General features: G+C 72.3%; 6 protein-coding genes. 3 read left to right on the top strand and 3 right to left on the bottom strand.

All coding sequences use genetic code 11. The features are described from left to right. Positions 1-179 precede the first annotated feature (179 nt). The 3 genes from G4D87_RS33970 to G4D87_RS33960 all read left to right on the top strand — a co-directional run bounded on the left by G4D87_RS33970 (position 180) and on the right by G4D87_RS33960 (position 2,887). On the top strand, positions 180-1,241 hold the full coding sequence (locus G4D87_RS33970; RefSeq protein WP_163786830.1) for an ATPase, T2SS/T4P/T4SS family: 1,062 nt from the start codon (positions 180-182) through the stop codon (positions 1,239-1,241). A gap of 79 nt (positions 1,242-1,320) precedes the next feature. After that, positions 1,321-1,935 carry a DUF938 domain-containing protein gene (locus G4D87_RS33965; RefSeq protein ID WP_163786829.1) on the top strand — a complete coding sequence of 205 codons (615 nt, stop codon included), beginning with the start codon at positions 1,321-1,323 and terminating at the stop codon, positions 1,933-1,935. Between the two features lie 130 nt (positions 1,936-2,065). Continuing rightward, positions 2,066-2,887: a TonB family protein gene (locus G4D87_RS33960; RefSeq protein ID WP_163786828.1), complete on the top strand. Its 822-nt coding sequence runs from the start codon at positions 2,066-2,068 to the stop codon at positions 2,885-2,887. Between the two features lie 18 nt (positions 2,888-2,905). Here G4D87_RS33960 and G4D87_RS33955 read toward each other — a convergent pair whose 3' ends face one another. The 3 genes from G4D87_RS33955 to G4D87_RS33945 all read right to left on the bottom strand — a co-directional run. Continuing rightward, positions 2,906-3,313, bottom strand: coding sequence for an arsenate-mycothiol transferase ArsC (locus G4D87_RS33955; RefSeq protein ID WP_163786827.1), 408 nt, complete (start codon positions 3,311-3,313; stop codon positions 2,906-2,908). A gap of 297 nt (positions 3,314-3,610) precedes the next feature. Further along, positions 3,611-4,441 carry a hypothetical protein gene (locus G4D87_RS33950; protein WP_163786826.1) on the bottom strand — a complete coding sequence of 277 codons (831 nt, stop codon included), beginning with the start codon at positions 4,439-4,441 and terminating at the stop codon, positions 3,611-3,613. A gap of 69 nt (positions 4,442-4,510) precedes the next feature. Further along, positions 4,511-4,674 (bottom strand): ATP-binding protein (locus G4D87_RS33945; RefSeq protein WP_163786825.1); only part of this gene is annotated, 164 nt, incomplete at its 5' end.

Genomic DNA, 4,674 nt, shown 5'->3' with positions numbered 1-4,674 from the left:
GGCGTGGACGGAACGTTCCTTCCAGGCCGGACCCGGACCCGGAGTCACGGCAGGAGGCCCACGCCCCGCTCCGCCCACTCGCTCCCCAGGGCGGTGCGCGGGCGTGCCCGCGTCTCCGCGGCCTCCGTCCGGAACGTGTCCCGTGAGAGAGTCGGCCGTCTCCGCATCGGAGTCACACCATGAGTCCGCCCCCTCCGCCCATCTCCGCCGTGATTGCAGGACTGCTCGAAACGCTGGCCCGGGAGGACCGCTCCGTGGCCACGCCGCCCGTGGCGCGGACTTTCGATGAAGCCGCGCGGGCGCTCTACGCCATCGCCGGGCAGACGCGGGCCGCGCACTTCTCGGTGTGGGCGGACACGCTCGAAGACGGGCAAGACGCCGCGGGCATCAGCTTCTTCTATGACGTCCCCAACACTTCGGCGCGGCCGGGGCCGCTCGGCGCGGAGAAGCGCGGGGTGCGGCACGCCCTGGACCTGTCGCTCCACGGGCCGCTCACGGGGGCCATGGCGGCGCTCGCGAAACGCGGCGCCGATGCCCGGCGGCCCGACCGCGGCAGTGTGCCGTTCCCGTTCGAGGCCAGCAGCCCGGAGGTGGAGTTCCGGATCCTCTTCCAGCCGGGCGCGCTGGGCCCGTGGGTCATCTCCGTGGCCCGGGACCGGCGGACGCGGGACGCGTTCCCCTCATTCGCCTCGCTGCCCCTGTCCGCAGAAGAGTCCGCCTTCCTGTCGGAGCGCTTCCTCCAGCTCGACTCGCTCTTCCAGGGGCAGGGGGTGCTCTTCACCGGCGCGCGTGGCTCGGGGCGGACGACGTCGCTCCACGCGGCCATCGAGGCACTCCCGGATGGTGTGCGCGGGATGGCCGCGTTGGAGACGCCCCGCGCCACGGACCTCCGCTTCGGCATCGTCCAGCCTGGAGATGAGAAGACGATGGAGGGCACGCTCCGCGCGTTCCTGAGGCAGGACCCGGACGTGGTGTTCGCGGACGAGGTCCGCACGGACGAGGAGCTGCGGATGCTCATCAACGCGTCGCTGACAGGGCACGCAACGGCGGGCGTGCTCGAGGCCCAGACGCCCGAGGCCGCGCTCCAGCGGGTGCGCGCCGCGCTTCCCGACGTTTCCGTGGCGCCGCTCCTCGTCCATCACACCGTGGACGCACCGTCCGGCGCACGCACGATGGCGCTGTACCGCGTGGTGGAGGATGGGACAGGCCCGGGCCGCGTCGAGCGCTGGCGGCCTGACTGAACGCCGTGCGTCCGCTGGCCCACGCAGGCGGCCACCCGGCGCTCGCGTGGAACGCGGCGGATGTGCGAAACCCCAAGAGATGAAGCGCCACGCCCCGGCCACGGAACGCAATCGCGAGCCCCTGCTCGCCGTCCTCCGCGAAGTCCTCCCCGCCTCCGGCAGGGTGCTGGAGGTGGCCAGCGGCACGGGGCAACACGCGGCCTGGTTCGCCCGCGCCCTGCCCCACCTCGTCTGGCAGCCCACCGACGTGGACGCGGAGTCGCTGGAGAGCATCGAGGCGTGGCGCGCCGAGGAGGGCCCGCCCAACCTGCTGCCGCCGCGCCGGCTCGACGCGAGCGCGGAGTCCTGGCCGGAGGCGGACACGGACGTCATCCTCAACGTGAACATGATTCACATCGCCCCCTGGGCGGCCTGCCAGGGACTGATGCGGGGCGCGGGCCGGGCGCTGTCTCCCGGCGGGCTGCTCGTCCTGTACGGCCCCTACTTCGTCGAGGGCCGCGAGACGGCTCCCAGCAACCTGGAGTTCGACGCCTCCCTCCGCGCCAGGAATCCGGCGTGGGGCGTGCGGTCGCTGGAAGCCGTCACCGCCGAGGCCGCCCTGCATGGCCTGGAGCGCGAGCGCGTGGTGGACATGCCCAGCAACAACCTCACCGTGCTCTTCCGCAAACCCCGCCCCCCGGTGTCCCCACACTGAAGGCCGCCCGACACCGCGCCGGCGGAGTGCGGACCGCCGCACACGCCCGCGGCGCAAGCCCCCTTCACGCCCGGCACGCACGCCACTACCCCATCCCGTGGCGAGACGTGGGCGGGACAGGGGGCACACCATGCCGGACGCACCAGCGAGGGCCCGCGCGCCGGAGGCCGTGCTGTTCGCCTCGGCCCTCCCTGGCCACGTGACAGCCGCCCGGAGCCGTCAACGCACGCTGGTGCTGGTGCTGGCCGCCGTCGGTCTGCACGCCGCGGCGCTCTTCGGCGCGGCCGCGCTGTGGCACGGCCTGCCGCGACGGCTCGAAGGCGAAACCACCCGGGGAGAGGTCCTCGTGCTCCGGCTGACCGCCAGGCCGCCTTCGGCGCCCGTGGGGGAGCTCACCGGGACGGCCCCCGTGGCCCCTCGCCCCCGGACCGCGCGCAGGCCTCGGCCCTTGCGCGCGCCCACGCCGGCGCGCACCGCCGCGGCACCACGCCCCCCCGAACCCGCGGAGCCGCTGTCCGTCGGGCGCCCCGCCGGCATCCCAGCCCACGGCCGTGACAGCCTGGCGGGCCGCGCCGTGGCGGGCATCACCCAGCGCGCCCTGGGGCCGGGCTTCCCGGGGCTGCTCGTGGAGCCGCCGCCCGCCACGGCCTCCGACAACCGCGAGGACGCGGCCCGGCGCTACTTCGAACAGATGTTCCGCGACCGCTTCGAGGACGTGCCCTACCCCCACGAGGCGCGGATGGCGGGCATCGAAGGGTCATTGGTGCTGCGCATCTCCGTGGGCGTGCAGGGTCAGCTGGTGGCCCTGGGGGTGCTGGGCCCCTGCCCCCACCGCCTCTTGTGCGAAGCCGCGCAGGAGGCGGTGCGGCGCGCCGCGCCCTTTCCACCGCCGCCCCCGGCGCTCGGCGACCGGGTCACCGTCGAGCTGCCCTTCAACTACCACCTGCGATGAGCGCGTGTGCGGGCCGCGCTAGCCGGCGCGCATCCACCCTTCGCGCTCCAGCAGTCCGGCCACGCGGGCGGCCAGCTCGTCGCGGATGCGGTGGACCAGGACATCCGACTTGTCCTTGGGGTCCTCCAGCGGCCAGTCCTCGCGCTGGAGCCCCGGCACCTGGGGACAGGCCTCGCCACATCCCAGGGTGATGAGCCATTGCGCGTCCTGGGCCAGGTCGTCCGTGAGCAGGCGGGGCTTCACGTCGTGCAGGTCGATGCCAATGTCCCGCATCGCCGCGAGCACTTCGGGATGCACCTTGTCGCCAGGCTGCGTCCCCGCGGAGACGGCGCGCGCCTTCTGGGGGTCTACCATCACGTTGAAGAACGCCTCCGCCATCAGCGAGCGGCCAGCGTTGTGTACACAGGCGAAGATGACCTTGTTCATCAGACGTCCAACTCCGTTCCTCAAAGGTTCACGCGCCCCTCCACGCGCGAAGCGACTTTCGGTGTGTTCAATCGCTTGCATATCTCACGGACGGCTGGCCGCAAAGGGAGTGGCCGGGCGGACGAAAGGCCACACGCGCCTACCTTTGGCGGGCGCAATCCATTGCGCATGTGAAAAGCGCCTGCAACTGCAACGCGGCGCGCAACCGGGAGGCACCCGCGGCGGCGGCGTTCCCGGCCCGGCGCCCCCGTGGAACGGGAGGCCTGGGCCGGGAACGCCCATGACACGGCGGAGCGGCTACTCCAGGCCCGCGGCCTGACCGTCCGCGCCGGCGCCGCCCAGCACGAAGCCGTCGAAGGCCACATTGGCCATCAGCTCCACGCGCTCCTTGTGCTTCTTCAGCAGCGCCACGTTGGCGGCGGCCGCCTTCTTGGATTCATCGGACAGCGGCTGCTCCTCGTTCGCGCGGGTCTCATCAATCGAGTCCAGCGTCTCCTGGAGCTGCGCCCGGGCCTCCTCCAACTGCGCGCGCTCCGCGTCGGAGAGCGAATCATCCGCCAGCCGCTTGTCGACCTCGGCCAGCTGCGTCGTCATCATCTTCCGGCCCTGCTCCGCCGCGGCGCCAAGCTGGTCCAGGCTGTCAGCCACCATGGAGGCATAGACGGTGGTGGTGATGCTCTGGAACTCGGCGGGCGACATCCCCTGCGCCTTGAGGCCGGCGATGTACGCCTTGCGCACGTCCGCCATCAGCCCCATGAAGAGACCCGCGGCGTCCACGGCCGCGTTGAAACCCGGCTTCTCGTCACCGTCGCCCGCGTGCTCGGCCTCGAACTCCTTGGACTTCACCTCGAAGGCCTTGAAGGCCGGCAGCGCCGACTCACGCACCGTCAGGTAGGCCAGCAGCCGCTGCTCGTCCAGCGGCAGCACCTGCCCCTCCGGAGGCGCCTTGAACGGATTGCTGGCGTTGAGCTGCGTCAGCTCCTGCTCCTGGGCCTGCATCGCCTGCACGGCTTCGATGCTGCCGCCGAACTTGTTCTTGGCCCAGATGCCACCCGCCAGCATCAAGCCAATGCCCGCCAGGATGAAGACACCGCAGCCGATGCCCAATCCGATGAGGACCTTCTTCATGAAACCCTCCAGGGAAGACGTGTCACCACGGACCCTGTGCTAGCCGGGCCGGGCCCCCTGGAGCAAGCGTCACGGTGTCACGGAGCGTTCGACGCCCGGGCGAGCGAGCTGCGCGGGCTGGCGGGGCAGGCGGGCCTGGAACGTGGTGCCCTCCTGCTCCGTGGAGTGGACGCGGACCACGCCGCCGTGGGCATCCACGATGTGCTTCACGATGAAGAGGCCCAGCCCCAGCC

The sequence above is a fragment of the Myxococcus vastator genome, from assembly GCF_010894475.1.
Lineage (GTDB): Bacteria > Myxococcota > Myxococcia > Myxococcales > Myxococcaceae > Myxococcus > Myxococcus vastator.
Note: the sequence above shows the minus strand (reverse complement) of the source record. Positions and strands in the feature narration are given on the sequence as shown.